General features: G+C 44.4%; 16 protein-coding genes. 4 read left to right on the forward strand and 12 right to left on the reverse strand.

Going from position 1 to position 15,421, the window contains the following annotated elements:
• Positions 1–7: 7 nt before the first annotated feature.
• The 12 genes from FHS45_RS18100 to FHS45_RS18155 all read right to left on the reverse strand — a co-directional run bounded on the left by FHS45_RS18100 (position 8) and on the right by FHS45_RS18155 (position 10,919).
• Positions 8–373 (reverse strand): EamA family transporter, encoded by a 366-nt coding sequence (locus tag FHS45_RS18100; protein WP_062440589.1) that lies wholly within the window; start codon positions 371–373, stop codon positions 8–10.
• A 2-nt stretch (positions 374–375) separates the two neighbouring features.
• Positions 376–1,062 carry a GNAT family N-acetyltransferase gene (locus FHS45_RS18105; protein WP_148349967.1) on the reverse strand — a complete coding sequence of 229 codons (687 nt, stop codon included), beginning with the start codon at positions 1,060–1,062 and terminating at the stop codon, positions 376–378.
• 5 nt (positions 1,063–1,067) lie between these two features.
• A complete protein-coding gene (locus tag FHS45_RS18110; RefSeq protein ID WP_062439296.1) occupies positions 1,068–2,018 on the reverse strand; it encodes a glycosyltransferase family 2 protein in 951 nt (316 codons plus the stop codon).
• Positions 1,997–3,031, reverse strand: coding sequence for a dTDP-glucose 4,6-dehydratase (rfbB, locus tag FHS45_RS18115; protein ID WP_062439298.1), 1,035 nt, complete (start codon positions 3,029–3,031; stop codon positions 1,997–1,999). Before rfbB ends, FHS45_RS18110 begins: the two co-directional genes overlap by 22 nt.
• Positions 3,024–3,959, reverse strand: a complete 936-nt coding sequence (gene rfbA, locus FHS45_RS18120; RefSeq protein WP_062439300.1) for a glucose-1-phosphate thymidylyltransferase RfbA — start codon at positions 3,957–3,959, stop codon at positions 3,024–3,026. Before rfbA ends, rfbB begins: the two co-directional genes overlap by 8 nt.
• 240 nt (positions 3,960–4,199) lie before the next feature.
• Positions 4,200–5,132 (reverse strand): glutaminase A, encoded by a 933-nt coding sequence (glsA, locus tag FHS45_RS18125; RefSeq protein ID WP_062439303.1) that lies wholly within the window; start codon positions 5,130–5,132, stop codon positions 4,200–4,202.
• A 105-nt stretch (positions 5,133–5,237) separates the two neighbouring features.
• On the reverse strand, positions 5,238–6,230 hold the full coding sequence (bioB, locus tag FHS45_RS18130) for a biotin synthase BioB (RefSeq protein ID WP_062439307.1): 993 nt from the start codon (positions 6,228–6,230) through the stop codon (positions 5,238–5,240).
• A 14-nt stretch (positions 6,231–6,244) separates the two neighbouring features.
• Entirely contained in the window at positions 6,245–6,844 is a 600-nt protein-coding gene (locus tag FHS45_RS18135) for a biotin transporter BioY (protein ID WP_062439312.1), read from the reverse strand.
• 159 nt (positions 6,845–7,003) lie between these two features.
• On the reverse strand, positions 7,004–8,266 hold the full coding sequence (locus tag FHS45_RS18140; RefSeq protein ID WP_062439315.1) for a glutamate-5-semialdehyde dehydrogenase: 1,263 nt from the start codon (positions 8,264–8,266) through the stop codon (positions 7,004–7,006).
• An 18-nt stretch (positions 8,267–8,284) separates the two neighbouring features.
• Positions 8,285–9,418 carry a glutamate 5-kinase gene (gene proB / locus FHS45_RS18145; protein WP_243847195.1) on the reverse strand — a complete coding sequence of 378 codons (1,134 nt, stop codon included), beginning with the start codon at positions 9,416–9,418 and terminating at the stop codon, positions 8,285–8,287.
• A gap of 97 nt (positions 9,419–9,515) precedes the next feature.
• A complete protein-coding gene (gene proC / locus FHS45_RS18150) occupies positions 9,516–10,370 on the reverse strand; it encodes a pyrroline-5-carboxylate reductase (protein WP_062439321.1) in 855 nt (284 codons plus the stop codon).
• A gap of 285 nt (positions 10,371–10,655) precedes the next feature.
• A complete protein-coding gene (locus FHS45_RS18155; RefSeq protein ID WP_181949514.1) occupies positions 10,656–10,919 on the reverse strand; it encodes a hypothetical protein in 264 nt (87 codons plus the stop codon).
• 179 nt (positions 10,920–11,098) lie between these two features.
• Between FHS45_RS18155 and FHS45_RS18160 the strand changes: the two genes are divergently transcribed.
• The 4 genes from FHS45_RS18160 (at position 11,099) to FHS45_RS18175 (ending at position 15,398) form a co-directional block, all read left to right on the forward strand.
• Positions 11,099–11,674, forward strand: coding sequence for a phospholipase D-like domain-containing protein (locus FHS45_RS18160; RefSeq protein WP_062439324.1), 576 nt, complete (start codon positions 11,099–11,101; stop codon positions 11,672–11,674).
• 105 nt (positions 11,675–11,779) lie between these two features.
• Positions 11,780–12,946 carry an NAD(P)/FAD-dependent oxidoreductase gene (locus FHS45_RS18165; RefSeq protein ID WP_062439327.1) on the forward strand — a complete coding sequence of 389 codons (1,167 nt, stop codon included), beginning with the start codon at positions 11,780–11,782 and terminating at the stop codon, positions 12,944–12,946.
• A gap of 23 nt (positions 12,947–12,969) precedes the next feature.
• On the forward strand, positions 12,970–13,929 hold the full coding sequence (locus FHS45_RS18170) for an ornithine cyclodeaminase family protein (RefSeq protein WP_062439331.1): 960 nt from the start codon (positions 12,970–12,972) through the stop codon (positions 13,927–13,929).
• A 29-nt stretch (positions 13,930–13,958) separates the two neighbouring features.
• Positions 13,959–15,398, forward strand: a complete 1,440-nt coding sequence (locus tag FHS45_RS18175) for a sodium/proline symporter (RefSeq protein ID WP_062439335.1) — start codon at positions 13,959–13,961, stop codon at positions 15,396–15,398.
• Positions 15,399–15,421: the final 23 nt, after the last annotated feature.

Consider the following 15,421-nt stretch of genomic DNA (forward strand, 5'->3'; position numbering starts at 1 on the left):
TAACACCTCAAATGGATTGACTCGTTACGATAATACCTAGCACAATTAAGCCCAGTCCTATTACTTTCTGAGGGGTGACTGGTTCCCCGAACATCACGACAGATAAAAGGAAGACCAGGACAAACGATAGACTCATGAACGGGTACGCATAGCTAATGTTAAATTTGGTCATCGCCGCCATCCAGAAAATCGATGCGACGAACGCCGACAAAAACCCCGAAAGAATCAATGGATCGAGCAGCAGCTGAAACAAAAATATAATTTTATCTTTAAGCTCTTCGGGCAGACTGCCATACTTTTCAATCCGCCATTTCAGGATCAGCTGGCCATATACCGTAAATAGGATGGTGGAAAAAATATAAAAATAGCCCATCATCATACGCCGTCAGACACATCCGCATTCCACTTATGATAGACATCCACTGCCCGCTTCATTTTGAAACCGAGGGAATAGAACATTTGCATCGAAGGGAAGTTGATGGCTGAGACCGAAGTCTTCAGTTCTTCATGGCCATAGGAAAATAATACTTCACACGCTTTACTTACCAATGGTTTAGCAAGCCCTTTTCCACGTAATTTTTCATCCATTCCGATCAGTAAAATCGAGTTGTCCTGATAAGCGTAGTAGGCAGCAATTTCCCCTTCATACGTAAGGAACATCACCTGGCCCGCCTCATATAGATCACGCAGCCAGTTAATGTACCGCTGTTCAGCTGTTTCTGTCTTCACGTGGAAGTCGCGATGATAACGCCCCATTTTGAAAGCACCCTCGGAAAACGAGACGATCGTATCAAAACTGCCATCACGTGTAATGCCGAATTGATTTTCAGAGAAGGTTACCAGCTGGTCTTTTTTACAGACGGGTGTGATCAGGGTGTCAGCATAAAAGAAACCATGCTCCAAAATTGGCTCCTTGTTAACCATTGGATCGACCTTCAATGTGAAGTGTCCTGGAGTCTCATCTGTTTCTTTTAACGCTTCTTCCTCAGGAGACGTCACTTCATAGGTATCCATCCCGAAATTCCGTCGATCCCATGGCGCTTCTCGTAAGTAGTTTGTCATTGCAATCACCTCATGCCTTCTTCGTCTTCTGTTGTTTCACTGATAATGTATAATGGTCGTCCTTTTGTTTCATTGAATACTTTTCCGATATATAGCCCGAGCACCCCGAAATTGAAGAATACCAAACCGCCGATAAAATAAATCGAAACCATCACACTCGTCCAGCCTGCCACATGATACTCCATGACAAAGTATTTAAAGATCAAATATAACCCATACAGGAAGGAGATGAGTGATATGAAGAAACCGAACTGAATCGATAACCGGAGCGGTTTGTTCGACTGGGAAATGATAACGTCTGTCGCCAAACTGATTAGTTTTCGAAGGTTATACGAAGACTTTCCATGCTCCCGTTTATTATGGTTGACGACTATCCTCGTGGACTTATACCCCATCCATTGAATGAACAGTGGAAACAATCGGTTCTGCTCGCGCATTTGGCGAAAACTTGTTATTACTTTTTTATGACTGATGCTGAAATTAGCGATCGTATGGTCGGAAGATCGCTCCGTCAGGTAATCATATACTTTATAAAAAAGTTTTGAAGACATCCGTTTCAATGCGTGGTCCTGCCGGTCTTCCCGGGAACCGAAGACGACATCATAACCTTCCTGAGCTTTTTCATATAATTTCGCTATATCTTCCGGCTGATCCTGTAAATCACAATCCATGACTACTACCCAATCCCCGTTGGTGTGGTCGAGACCTGCCGTAATTGCATGATGCTGTCCGAAGTTCCGCGATAAATTGATACCTTTTACTCTCGGGTCCTGGTGGTGGAGTTTTTGGATAGTCGGCCAGGCATCATCAGGGCTGGCGTCATTGACAAGAATCAGTTCAAAGTTCATCGGAATCGAACTCATCGTGTCTTTGATACGCGTATATAATTCTTCCAGGCATGCCTCACAACCGTAGATGGGTACGACAACGGAGATCACTGCGCTTGTTTCCTCCATTTATCCATGTACCATGCTACGGTTTCAGCAAGACCTTGTTCCAATTCCACCACGGGCTTCCATCCTAGCGTCTGGCTGATTTTCGTATCATCTACGGCATATCTTCGGTCATGGCCTGGTCTATCCTCTACAAATGTAATCAAATCCTTAAAACTGGAAAGAGCAAGTTCCTGTTTTCTTTCTTGTTGATGTTCATCAAGAAGCTCGCAGATCCGATTCGTCATTTCCATATTCGTCCGTTCATTTCTGCCGCCGATATTATAGGTGTCCCCTTCCTTCCCTTCGTGGAAGACCTTATCCAGCGCCTTGCAATGATCCGTTACATAGAGCCAGTCCCGAATATTCTGACCATCACCATAGATCGGAATTGATTCTCCGGCCAGCGCTTTCCTGATAATGGTAGGAATCAGTTTTTCATCATGCTGTCTCGGCCCGTAATTGTTGGAACTGCTGGAAATGACCACATTCATCCCATAGGTATTGTGGTAACTGTTGACCAGCATATTAGCACTTGCTTTTGATGCGCTATATGGGTTCCGTGGGTCGTACGGTGTCTCCTCCGTGAACGCTCCATCTTCCTCCAATGAGCCATATACTTCGTCAGTTGATATATGGTGAAAGCGTCGTTCCGACAGGACACCCTTCTCTTCCCAATCGCGTTTAGCTGTTTGGAGCAGGTTGACAGTGCCTACCACATTGGTTGTAATGAACGGCTTCGTATCCGCGATGGATTTATCGACATGGGACTCGGCAGCAAAATGAATGATGCCACCGATATCATAATCAGTAAACACCTGCTCGACCACTGCTTCATCTGCAATGTCACCTTCAATGAAATGATAGTTGGCAAAGGTTTCTGCCTCGCGCAGATTTTCCAATGAACCTGCATACGTAAGCTTATCTAAGTTGACAATCTCGTAGTCATCATGCGCCTTCAAAAAATAAGTGATAAAATTGGAGCCGATGAACCCAGCTCCCCCTGTAATCAATAACGTCCTATTATCTCTACTCATTGTTCACCGATCCTATCATAGGGTTTTGATCGACAACGTCCTCCCAATATTGCTGGACGTGTTTTCGGTTAGCAATATCCATAAGATATTTTCCATAATCATTCTTTTCCATCTGCTTCCCTTTTTCATATAATTCTTCACGGGAAATGTAGCCCATATAATAAGCTATCTCTTCGATACAGGCAACCTTGAACCCTTGCCGCTGTTCGATGTTTTTGATGAACTGGGAAGATTCAAACAGGGAATCATGCGTACCTGCATCCAGCCAGGCGAAACCTCTGCCTAATAACTGGACATCCAGGTCTCCTGCTTCCAAATACAGTTTATTGATATCCGTGATTTCCAGTTCTCCCCGATCTGAATAATCCAGCTGTTTGGACATCTGGATTACGCGGTTGTCGTAAATATATAATCCGGTTACAGCAAAGTCAGATTTTGGCTCCTCCGGCTTTTCTTCAATCGATACAACTTTTTTATTTTTATCGAACTCGACAACACCAAAACGCTGGGGATTTCCGACACGATAGCCGAACACAGTCGCTCCTTGATGATTTCTGATCGCTTTGCGGAGCATATCCGTCAAACCTTGCCCATAAAAGATGTTATCACCGAGAATCAAGGTCACATCATCATCGCCAATAAAGTCTTCCCCGACAATAAATGCTTCCGGGATACCGTTCGGCTCTTGCTGCGCTAAATAAGATATATCGATGCCCAACGATGAGCCGTCGCCAAGCATTTTTTCAAATCGTGGTGTATCTTCTTCAGTACTGATAATCAAAATTTCTTTGATGCCAGCAAGCATCAAAATTGATAAAGGATAGTAGATCATCGGCTTGTCGTAGACAGGAAGCAAATGTTTATTAATGCTATCCGTACTAGGGGACAGCCTTGTACCACTGCCTCCAGCCAAAATGATTCCCTTCATAAAATCGCCCTCCTGATAATCAACAGTCACATAGGTTAGATTCTTTTCCTTATACCTTTTAGCCTGCTTGCTTAAACTTACATTTTCGTTACAAATTTCTTACAAGGAAGCAAAGGTATAAGAAAAACTTGGCTTATCGCCAAGTCCTTATGCCGAAAGCCTAGGTTTTTCTTATACTTTAATCTTTTAATAAAGTTAAACTTTCTTAAAGGATAAAAATGGTCCTCGGATGTCGGGTCGTCAGGTGTGGAAGAGAGTCAGGTTCAAATCCTGTGATAGTTTCCTTAATGCTTTTCCCCCAGCGATACTGTTTCCTTTTTTATTGATTGCCGGACCGATAAGACCAATGCCCATTCTTCCTGTTACGACACCAGTTATACCACCAGATACACCGCTTTTCATCGGGAACCCTACGTCTACGGCATAAGAACCTGATTCATTGTACATACCTGAAGTCATCATGATCGCCAGGGTTGTCCCAACATGACGAGGATCGATCATTTGTTTTCCTTCCTTCTTCCCTTGGCGAGCGAGGAAACATCCGATTTCGGCCAGCTCATGACTTGTGACCATAATGGAATTAACACGGAAGTAAAGGTCGAGCGCAGCTTCCAGTTCCTGATGAGGCAAGATTCCGAGACTCTCCATGAAATAGGCTAAAGAGCGGTTGCGTGCTCCATTTTTCACTTCGGCTTTATAAACACCTTCATCCATATCGACTTTCTCATTGCCGGTAATGGTTCGGACAAATTCCAATACACGGTGAAACCTCTCATCTACTGTTGTGCCTTTGATAAGGCTCGCCACGGCAATAGCCCCTGAGTTCAACATCGGATTATATGGTTTCTGATGTTCGTAGTCTTCCAAATTCGAAATGGAATTAAAAAAATCATCGGTTGGTTCTTTATCTACTTTTTGAAAAACCGTGTCTTCGCCGAAATCTTCGAGAGCAATCAAAAGGTTGATTACTTTCGAAATACTCTGCAAGGAAAAGACATAATCATCATCGCCTGCAGAATAAACTTCTCCGTCGTTTGATATGACCGTTATTCCCAGCTTGGTAAGGTGCGATTGATCCTTACCAGGAATATGATCGATAACACTACCGGAAGAAGCAAATGGCCGGCACTCCTTTACGATTTCCTGTATATAGTCATTTGATAGTTTTGTCATAACCCCATTCCTCCGTCTCCTGTACTTTTCTATTCATCATTTACCTTATCGCTGGATGTTAAACTCTAACATATTAAAAAGCATGAACCCTGGGGTCCATGCTTTTTATTCAGCTAAAGTCTGAGGCGCTGGGTATTCAATTTCAAAACCAAGGTCTTTCAGCATCTGATGGTCTTTCGTACCTTCCTGCCCGGCAGTAGTCAGGTAATCCCCGACAAAAATGGAGTTGGCCGCATATAAACTCAAAGGCTGCAGGCTTCTTAAATTGACTTCCCTGCCTCCGGAAACCCTTATCTCTTTCATGGGATTAATAAATCGGAACAAAGCGAGTACTTTTAAACAATACATCGGAGTCAGCTCATTGGTACCTTCTAATGCGGTGCCATCGATGGCGTGAAGAAAGTTGACGGGAATCGAATCTGCATCCAGTTCTTTTAAGGCCTTAGCCATATGAACCACATCCAGCCTGGACTCTTTCATCCCGACGATGACACCAGAGCAAGGAGATATGCCAGCCTGCTTTGCATAATTGACAGTTTCCACTCGATCATCGTATGTATGCGTAGTGGTAATAGCATCATGATGGTTTTTGGAAGTGTTTATATTATGGTTATAACGATCAACGCCTGCTTCTTTCAGCTTGTCCGCCTGCTCTGGGCGGAGAAGACCAAGGCATGCACAGACTTTCATGTCATATTTTGCTTTAATTTCCTGCACAGCTGCTGTCACTTCGTTCAGTTCCCTGTTCGTCGGCCCGCGACCACTGGCTACAATACAGTAGGTTCCCGAACGAAGCCGATGGGCCTGCTCAGCTCCTTGGACAATCGTATCCTTATCCATCATCCTGTATTTTTGGATTGGCGCTTCCGAGTCGATGGACTGGGCACAGTAGCCACAATTTTCCGGACAGAAACCTGACTTAGTGTTTACGATCATATTTAATTTTACTTTATTTCCATAGTAGTGTTTGCGAATTTGATAGGCACTATGAAGTAACTCTAAAATATGATCATCATCACTTTCTAAAATGGCAAGGCCCTCTTCATCTGAAAGTTCATGCCCTGCGAGTACTTGTTCAGCAAGTAGATTCCAGTTCATGCAAATCCCCCTTCTTAAACTGCCTGTTGTTGTTTACGGAATTTCGTATGTGCCAGTGCTCCTGTTTCTAAACGATAGCCAACATACCCGGCAAGTACGGATAGGATGATATCCTTTGGAAGTGGAACTGCCATCCAGGCCCATACCATTTGATAGGTTAGTCCTTCTGGTGCCTCAAACCAGAATAGATAAGCCGCATACATCCAATTGGTTCCTACGATATAATTGATGACCATCCCGACAAGAGCAGCGCTGACGTACATTGGAAAGCTTCTTTTCGCTTCTACCATTTTACCGGCAACATAAGCTAATAGAATAAAAGATACGATAAATCCGAAAGTCGGCGATAACATAACCCCTGCCCCGCCTTTGAATTGAGCAAATATCGGTGCACCCGCTAAACCCAGAACCATATACACAAACATGGAAAACGCACCAAGGCGGCTTCCCAGAACGATACCTGCCAGAATGGCTATAAACGTCTGCAATGTAATCGGAACTCCTCCGATCACCATGAAAGGAGCGATAGACGTAATGTTAGCTCCGACTGCTGTCAAAGCAACAAACAAGCTCCCCATCGTCAGATCAAGTGCCGTGAACTTTTTCTTCTTCATATGTAATATCCTCCTGTCTTTTTCGTTAACGTTAACCTGCATTATTTAATGGTTAACAATAGATTAACATAAAAGACATAATTATTCATAGATTTTTTTTATTGCATAGAAAAACCCCAGAGCTTCCATTTACTGGAGGCCCCGGGGTATAACAAACAATTAGCGTACTTGACCGTTTCCGGACATGATATATTTAACTGTTGTCAGTGCAGGCAAGCCCATAGGTCCACGAGCATGCAATTTCTGAGTAGAGATTCCGATTTCCGCGCCGAAACCGAGTGCTCCACCATCGGTAAAACGTGTAGATGCGTTATGATAGATTGCAGCAGCGTCTACCAGACTCTTAAACATGTTTGCTGTCTCTGCATTCTCAGTAACAATCGCTTCTGAGTGCTTCGTGCCGTAAGTTTCAATGTGATTGATTGCTTCGGCAGCATCGTTGACCGTTTTAATAGCGATATCCTTGCTCAAGTATTCATTCGCCCAATCGGACTCACCAGCTTCAACAGCATCCGGCATGACGTTAACAATTTCTTCATCGCCATGGACGTTGATATCATTATCTTTCAATGCCTTCGTCAAAGCATCAAGATTTTCATTCAACCAGTCTTTGTGGACGATCAGTGTCTCCGCAGCATTACAAACGGCAGGACGGTCTGTTTTTGCATTGACCAGAATGTTTAATGCTTTTTCAACTTCTGCATCCTTATCAATATACACGTGACAGTTACCGACGCCTGTTTCCAGTACTGGTACAGTCGCATTATTTACAACAGCACTGATTAAGGATCCGCCTCCGCGTGGAATTAAAACATCGACGTGTTCTTTCATGGTGAACAGCTGCTGTGTCGCTTCACGTGCTGTGCTGTCAATGAATTGTACTGCTTCTTTCGGTACTTTCGTCTCCTCAAGGCCACGATGCAGAACTTCTACAATTGCACGATTGGAATTGATAGCAGATGAGCCACCTTTCAAGACAATCGCATTTCCGGATTTCAAAGCAAGACCGGTGGAATCGACCGTCACATTCGGACGAGCCTCGTAAATCATTCCGATAACACCTAGAGGAACCGTTACTTTTTCTACTCCAAGACCGTTTTCCAGCGTCCAGTCAGACAAAACGTGCCCCGTTGGATCTTCCAGTTCTGCAACTTCACGAAGTCCATTGGCAAAATCATAAATACGTTCCTTTGAAAGAGCGAGACGATCCATAAAAGCATCTTCAAAGCCTTGCTCGCGGCCGTTTTCCAAGTCCTTTTCGTTGGCTTCAAGTATGGCTTCATACTCTGCTTCCAGCTTATCTGCTAGAAGGTTGAGTGTCTGATTCTTTTCCTCTGTCGTCAACATCGCTATCTTTTTGGCAGCTTTCTTCGCTTCAATCGCCTGCGCTTCCACATTCACTGTTGGTTTGATGGTTGTCATCATTTACCTCCTTTTTATTTACACGCCGACTGGAACGGAAACTTCCAGATGGCAGACAAGATGTTTCTTTTCTACAGCAGCTTGCTTGTATTCGGCAATCTCTTCTTCCGTCATGCTGACAATCTGACTGATTTGTTTAGAAGAATAATTGACAACGCCAAGCCCGATATCCTCTCCATGGACATCCTTGATCCGGACAACCGCTCCTTCTTTAAAGCGGCCTTTGACATGATGAATGTTGCCTGGAAGAAGCCCTTCTTTGCTTTCCACAATCAAGCTCTTACCTTCCTTATCAATGACTACTTCCCCTTCTGGACCGGAATTGAAAGCAATCCATTGTTTCTTATGGTCAAGATTCAACGTTTCCGGCTTCGATTCAAAATAGGTGCCGCGTGCTTTTTGATAGACGGCGTCATAGATGATATCCGCAGCGTTCGCTTTTCCTAGAAACGCTGCAATTCCAGATGCCATCGTGATTTTGAATGCATCAATCTTTGATTTCATGCCACCGGTGCCGACCGCACTTCCAGGATCTCCTGCAGCTGCTTCAATTTCTGGTGTGATTTCATGGACTTTTTCTAGTAGTTTTGCATCTTTGTTTTTGCGAGGGTCTGCATTGTACAACCCGTCAATGTCAGAAAGAATTATGAGTTTATCTGCATCGACAAGGGCACTGACTTTAGCAGAAAGAGTATCGTTATCACCGAACTTCAATCGGTCGATGGTAATCGTATCATTCTCGTTGATGATCGGGATGATTCCTCTCTCCAATAAGACATTAATGGTATTTCTAGCATTCTCGTAACGATTTTCGTCTGAAAAATCGCTGCGTGTAATCAGGATTTGTGAAGCAACATACCCGTGGGATAAAAAGAGGTCTGAATAAGATTCGATTAGTAATCCTTGCCCGATGGATGCTGCTGCTTGCTTCTCCGGCAATGTGCTTGGTCTTGAAAGACAGCCAAGCTTGCGGTAGCCTGCAGCTACTGCTCCTGAGGATACGAGCAATACTTCATGTCCGTCATCTTTCAAACGAACGACTTCATCTACGATCTTTTCTAGTTTTCTGCGGCTGATTTCTCCATGTAAGCTGGTTAGTGAACTACTTCCGATTTTAATGACTACGCGTTTTTTCTGTGATTGTTGTGTCAATCTATCACTCCTATCCTCTCGTTTGACCATTATATTTATACAATTTAATGAATTATTTTTAAATTATTATACACGTTTGTGTATTTTTATGCTACATTTATTTTGTGACAAGTTCTTTTTCTTTTGCGCGGCTCGCTTTACTCATTTCATTGGAGCGAGCTGCCGCTCCTTTTACTGCCTGAGCGATGGCATTTCCGCCGCCATGTTCATTTAATGCATCAAGTCCTGCAGCAGTCGTGCCATTCGGGGAAGTGACTTTTTCCCGCAACTCTGCTGATGTGTCGTCCTGTTCCTGAAGCATTCTGGCTGCACCAAGAATTGTCTGGGCACCGATTTCTCTGGCTGTGTCGCGGTCAAGGCCACCTTCCTGGCCTGCTTTCTCGATGTGTTCCATTAAATAATAGAAGTAAGCCGGTCCGCTTCCAGCGATTCCTGTAAAAATATCCATCTGTTTTTCGTCGATGACAAATACATTCCCGATACATTTTAGTAGCTCTTTAGCTGCAACAACATTATCGATGCCTGTATATTGTCCTGGTGAAATCGCCGTAGCTGATTCACCTACCATGCTGGATGTGTTTGGCATCGCACGGATGACTTGCTGGCCGTCGTTCATGTTTTCTTCCATATGACTAGTAGAAATACCAGCCAATACAGATAGAAGCACTTGATCGGCAGTAAGTTTATCTTTTAACGATTCAAGGACACGATCAATATCTTTCGGCTTCATTGCCAGAATGAAAATGTCCACTTCATTGTAATTCAATTGTTGCAGGGGAGTCGTACGTACTCCATATTTCGTTTGTATATGATTCAACCGGTCCTGATTACTCCGGTTAGTTACGATCACCTGATTGACCGGAATCGTATCGGCTTCCACAATTCCACTGATCATAGCTTCAGCCATCGATCCGGCTCCTAAAAAAGCGATTGTTTTATTAAACAATGACATCTCTCCTTTTTTTCGCAGTTGTCGTGTGTGTGAATTCAATGTTTTTCATAGTAACACGCTGAGGTGATTATTCAAGGGGTTTTTTGTAATTTATATGTATATACGCGAGATAGTCCGTGAAAACGCTCCCATTTCTATTTATCTCATTCCTGACCGAAGAGAAGTCGCTATATAGCTGCTCAAACGAATATTTGCGAGTTTATAAATAGTCCTAATATTTAGTGAAAAAGTAAAAAAACGCCTGTTGCCGGAAAAAACCCGGTAACAAGCGTTTTTTTCTATGCCCTACCACCACGGACCTCCGTACGGATAATACCCACCGTATGGGTAGTAACCCCCATACGGCGCATAAGGATAACCATAATAGCCACCATACAAGCCCGGAACGAGCAGCCCGCCAAGCAATCCTCCGGCCAGGCCAGTCGCAAAACTTCCGATAAACGGATAGTTCCTTTCATCGTCATAATTCCTCATATCGTAATCCATCTCCATTGGTGGATAAGAAGCCACAAGTTCTGGAGCAGGATACGGATAATATTCGTGATCCATACTTACTATTCGCCTCCTTGATTTTAACAGCAAGTCGAATGCCTACGCTTTAGCCTATGACAGGTACCTAATTAAGGGTGGGCTAGTGCGGATTTTTTAAAAATTTCATCCAGAAGCCGGGTTAGCGTATGGGACAACCCATTTTCTTCATATATGTAAGGAGAGAGGGTGGGATATAAATGGAAGTGATCACTGCCGCAGGTTTAACCTTTGTGGCCGGAGCCACGTGTTATGCGGTTTATCTTAAATATCTTAAGAAAACCGATAAAAGTATCGATTATATTTTTTCGAAAAGCAGCCGATCACCGAAGGAAGAATTACTGCGGATCATCGATGCCACCAATCACACACTGGACGTTGCGGTATTCATTTTGACAGAGGAAGACTTTGTCACTCATATTTGCAAGGCTTCAAAACGAGGAGTCCACGTTCGGGTGCTGACAGACGACAGTCAGTCGAAGACACTTAATAAGCAGACTGCCAATGTCCAAAAACTTTTGCAATGCGGGGTCCCGGTCAAAGTAAATAACCATGAAGGGATCATGCACCTGAAAGTAATGATCGCTGACCAGCAGGTGATTTCAAGCGGTTCTTACAACTTCACCTATTCAGCCGAAAACAGGAATGATGAAGTAATCGTCATCATACGGGATAGGAAAATGGCACAGGAATGGACGAAGGTTTTTAACGCGAAATGGAAAGACAGCCGGAATTATAAAAGCTATCATTCTCTATCCAGGAAAAAGTTCGCCTGATTTAACTTTTGGAGTTCCTTCACGAGCTCCTCTTCCCCTCCTTTATTCATGAAAACCTCTCTTCTCGAATATTTTCATAGTACAAGCTGAAAAGAGGTGAATTTTATGGCTAAACGAAGCGACATCATTATTATTGGAGGCAGCGTGATGGGTTCAAGCATCGCCTATCACTTGCTTCAGGACGGCTTCACTGGTGAAGTGACTGTTTTTGAGAAAGATAGACTCTATGAATTTTCCTCAACGCCGCGCAGCGCGGGGGGGATAAGGCAGTTGTTCACCACCGATATTAATATCCAGATCAGCCGCTATAGTTTGAAAAGATATCTTAGTTTCCCTAGGGATATGGCAGTTGATGGCGAGTGCGCGGAAATCGACTTCAAGCAAAGAGGCTACCTTTTCCTGGGACATCAGGAATCTCGTAAGCAATTGGAGAATCAGATGAAAAAGCAGCAGCGATACGGCGTGCCCTCCCAGTTCCTTTTACCCGATGAACTAAAAGATATTATACCGGAACTAAACACGGATGACCTTGCAGGAGGGTTGTATTGCGCGGAAGATGGTTACCTCGACCCCTACTCGGTCATGCAGGGTTATATTAAAAAGGCCAAACAGCTGGGAGCTCATTATGTATATGAAGGGGTTGACCGGATTTTAACAGATCGAAATGGAGTCACTGGTGTACAGCTCGATAATGGCGAGACATATTATGCTCCCCGTGTTATTAATTGTGCTGGCCCATGGGCTTCTGTGCTCAGCAATAAATTAAACCTGCCGCTCCCGATTGTGCCATTAAAACGGCAAGTTATCCAATTTGATATAGCTGATCCCCTAACAAAAGAATTACCACTTACTATCGATCCGACCGGAGTCTATTTCCGACATGAAGGAAAAGAAATCATCTCCGGATATTCTGAAAAAGTGAAACCTGGCTACGATTTTCGTTGGACAAGGGCATTCTTTGAAGAGCAATTATGGCCGGTTCTGGCCCAGCGTATCAAAAACTTCGAGCGGGCAAAAATCACAGGTGGATGGGCTGGCCTATATAGTCATAACACCAGCGACCAGAACGCAATTATCGGTCCGCACCCTGGACTAGCCGGCTATTATCTTGCTTGTGGTTTCAGTGGACATGGCATGCAGCAGGCACCGGCAGTAGGAAAATGCCTTGCGGAACTATTGGTGACTGGCGGCTACCAGACACTGGACCTTAATCCCCTTCGATTCGAACGGTTTGAGGAGAATGATCTTGTTATTGAAAATGCTGTGGTTTAGTAAAGCTGGGAGGTTCTAGTTACATGCTCTATCTCAATGAACAATCGATTAAACAGGCGGTATCGATGAGTGAAGTGACAGACAGTATCGATCTTGCCTATCAAACATATGAAGCGAAACAGTATCACATGCCAACAAGAATGCGCGTACCTCATGGTGCAAATGATTTTTTATTGATGCCGTGCGTAACGAGAGAAGTGATTGGCACTAAGCTCGTGGCTGTCCATCCAAAAAACGTTCATACTCCGGCAATTCAAGGACTGGTTACGTTGAATGATGCCACAACCGGCACTCCCATCGCTATGTTAAATGGAACGGTTTTAACTGGCCTTCGGACGGGAGCGATTGGGGCTTCAGCAGTGAGACACCTGAGCAGCCCGGACGTTGCCAACCTGGCTTTAATCGGGACTGGTACGCAAGGTTTCTACCAGGCACTGGCTGCTTGTGCGGAACGAGATATCAAGCATATTCACCTGTTCAACCGGTCCAAAGCCCGGATGATAGATTTTGTCGATCAATTGCAAAAGGAATTAGGTGAACATATTAAAATCAGCATCCACCACTCAGCAGCAGATGCGGTGGAAAAAAGTGAAGTGGTTATTACTGCCACCACATCAAGTCACCCGGTTCTTCCGGATGATGAAGCGTTATTAAAAGGTAAACTGCTGATTGGTATCGGCTCTTTCCGACCGGATATGCGCGAATTCCCGCATGCCGTTTACCGGCTGATCGACAATGTATATGTAGATAGTACTGATGCCATCCAGGAGTCCGGTGATATTGTCCAGCCAATAGAACAAAAGTGGCTCCATCCTTCTCAAGTTATTCCTTTTTCAAAAGTCGTCACGGGCGTCCAATCGATCAATCGTGAGCAAACCATCCTGTTTAAATCAACAGGAATGGGTTTATTTGATGCGTTGTCAGCCTACCACATCTACCAAAAGGCACAACAGAAAAATCTTGGCACCTCGCTAACGTTATGAGATGCCATACTTACTAAAGGAGAGATTAGATGAATAATATCATTATTGTCGAATTCATCCTGTACTGTCTTGTCATTCTGGGAATTGGTTATTATTTCAGCAGGACGAAGTTAGACCATTCTGCCTTTCTTTTAGGAGGGAAAAAACTGCCTGGGTGGGCGTTGGCATTTTCCGAGCGTGCCACAGGCGAATCGGCCTGGCTGTTACTTGGGTACACGGGTTTTGTATTTGCCACGGGTTTATCCGGTATCTGGGTAGCAGCAGGTATTGCACTCGGAATTATTTTTTCATGGTTGTTCCTGGCTAAAAAATTCATGCAAGAGCGGGATAAATATAACGTACTCACCCTTCCGGATTACCTGGCGGCCCGCTTCGGCGGGCAGGCGAATCTGATCCGCTGGTTTGCTACCATATTGATAAGCAGTTTTCTCATGTTCTATTTAAGCGCTCAGGTTGCCGGGGCCGGAAAAATGTTGTTCACCACCTTTGGTTTGAATGAAACGTTAGGGGTTATTCTGGCTACCATCGTTGTAATTGGTCTCGCTTTTACCGGAGGGTTTATCTCTGTTGTCTGGACGGATATGATTCAAAGCATCATGATGCTGATTACACTTGTCGCACTTCCAATTGTAGCCCTTTTGTATATCAATACGAATGACTTATCTATTCCAACAGCTTTAGCTGATGCAGGGTCCACGCACGATGCCTGGTTCGGTGGTGCTGCCGGATTTGCCATCGGACTATTGTTCTTCAACAACTTTTCCTGGTTTTTTGGATTCCTTGGCGGCCAGCCTCAGTTAAGTGCCAGATTCATGGCTCTAAGAAGTGAAAAAGATGTGAAGACCGGCCGCAATGTCGCCATTCTTTGGACATTTCTAGCCTACGGGGGAGCTTTCATGATCGGCGTCACGGCCATCACCATTTACAGTCAGGGTTCCTTTGCCGATACGGAAACAGTCCTTCCGGTAATGATTATGGACCTCATGCCGGCCTGGGTTGCAGGTATTTTACTGTCCGGTATCCTTGCAGCCATCATCACGACAGCTGACTCCCAATTGATGGTAGTCACAAGTTCCATTAGTGAAGACATCCTGCATAAAGCATTAAGGCTGGATCTTTCTGAAAAACAGTTACTGACTGCCTCCCGTGTCATCATCATTGTTTGTGGATTAATCGGTATGACGATCGCTCTCGTCTCAGATACGCTGCTCTATTTAATAGTTGGCTGGGCATGGGCCGGCGTTGGGGGCACCCTCTCTCCTGCTATCATCCTGACATTTGTCTGGAAACGTTACTCTGGCGTCGGGGTAATTGCCACCATCGTTTCCGGATTCGTTTTCACCGTATTATGGATCAGCACACCCCTGGACTCCATCATTACGTCCCGCTTCACGACCTTCTTTATTGCAGCATTTTTCGGTATCGTATTCAGCTTGCTTTTCCCGAACAAAAAATCACAGCAGGCATAGAAAAGAGAACGCGGATCAGCTAT

Origin of the sequence: Thalassobacillus devorans (assembly GCF_011761345.1) — a bacterium.
GTDB classification, from domain to species: Bacteria; Bacillota; Bacilli; order Bacillales; family Halobacillaceae; genus Thalassobacillus; species Thalassobacillus devorans.

Bases quoted from the DNA above. Each gene is read 5' to 3' on its own strand.
- FHS45_RS18155 (WP_181949514.1), bottom strand. From the start codon at position 10,919: ATGGATCACGAATATTATCCGTATCCTGCTCCAGAACTTGTGGCTTCT.
- rfbA (WP_062439300.1), bottom strand. From the start codon at position 3,959: ATGAAGGGAATCATTTTGGCTGGAGGCAGTGGTACAAGGCTGTCCCCT.
- FHS45_RS18175 (WP_062439335.1), top strand. From the start codon at position 13,959: ATGAATAATATCATTATTGTCGAATTCATCCTGTACTGTCTTGTCATT.
- proC (WP_062439321.1), bottom strand. From the start codon at position 10,370: ATGTCATTGTTTAATAAAACAATCGCTTTTTTAGGAGCCGGATCGATG.
- FHS45_RS18160 (WP_062439324.1), top strand. From the start codon at position 11,099: ATGGAAGTGATCACTGCCGCAGGTTTAACCTTTGTGGCCGGAGCCACG.
- rfbB (WP_062439298.1), bottom strand. From the start codon at position 3,031: ATGAGTAGAGATAATAGGACGTTATTGATTACAGGGGGAGCTGGGTTC.
- FHS45_RS18135 (WP_062439312.1), bottom strand. From the start codon at position 6,844: ATGAAGAAGAAAAAGTTCACGGCACTTGATCTGACGATGGGGAGCTTG.
- FHS45_RS18165 (WP_062439327.1), top strand. From the start codon at position 11,780: ATGGCTAAACGAAGCGACATCATTATTATTGGAGGCAGCGTGATGGGT.
- FHS45_RS18110 (WP_062439296.1), bottom strand. From the start codon at position 2,018: ATGGAGGAAACAAGCGCAGTGATCTCCGTTGTCGTACCCATCTACGGT.
- FHS45_RS18170 (WP_062439331.1), top strand. From the start codon at position 12,970: ATGCTCTATCTCAATGAACAATCGATTAAACAGGCGGTATCGATGAGT.
- glsA (WP_062439303.1), bottom strand. From the start codon at position 5,132: ATGACAAAACTATCAAATGACTATATACAGGAAATCGTAAAGGAGTGC.
- FHS45_RS18105 (WP_148349967.1), bottom strand. From the start codon at position 1,062: ATGACAAACTACTTACGAGAAGCGCCATGGGATCGACGGAATTTCGGG.
- bioB (WP_062439307.1), bottom strand. From the start codon at position 6,230: ATGAACTGGAATCTACTTGCTGAACAAGTACTCGCAGGGCATGAACTT.
- FHS45_RS18140 (WP_062439315.1), bottom strand. From the start codon at position 8,266: ATGACAACCATCAAACCAACAGTGAATGTGGAAGCGCAGGCGATTGAA.
- FHS45_RS18100 (WP_062440589.1), bottom strand. From the start codon at position 373: ATGGGCTATTTTTATATTTTTTCCACCATCCTATTTACGGTATATGGC.